This window comes from Taklimakanibacter deserti, from assembly GCA_003574785.1.
On the sequence record QORU01000096.1, the window covers coordinates 1 to 513 of the forward strand.

Consider the following 513-nt stretch of genomic DNA (forward strand, 5'->3'; position numbering starts at 1 on the left):
CGGACACCCTGACTCATGCCCGTTGACCTTCAAGCCCTCTATCCCAAGCTGGTCCACCTGATGCTGGACACGGTCTTCGTGGTCGACAGGGACAACCAGATCGTATTCGTGAGCGATGCCTGTGCGGCACTGCTCGGTTACCGTGCCGACGAGCTGATGGGCACGACGATCACCAATTACATGCACCCGGACGATCTGGCGGCCTCCCTGGCCTCCATCACCCGGGTCATGAAGGGACAGTCCCACATCGATTTCCGTAACCGCTACATCCGCAAGGATGGCGGTATCGTCCATATCCTGTGGTCTGCCTGCTGGTACGAGGAGGAGGGGGTGCGGATCGGTGTCGCCCGAGACGTGACGGCCCTGAGGCAGGCCGAGGACGAATTGCGCTACCTCGCCCATCATGATGCGCTCACGGGGCTGACCAACCGCTCACTGTTCTATGATCGGCTGGAATCGGCGCTGCATGCGGCCCACCGCCATCGAAGTGGCCTACGTGTTCGACCGCGAGGG

The 513-nt window shown here is 62.0% G+C and carries 1 protein-coding gene; it reads left to right on the forward strand.

From position 1 onward, the window contains the following. Positions 1-15: 15 nt before the first annotated feature. On the forward strand, positions 16-513 hold a 498-nt coding region (locus tag DS839_RS36145; protein ID WP_119275366.1), incomplete at its 3' end, for a PAS domain S-box protein.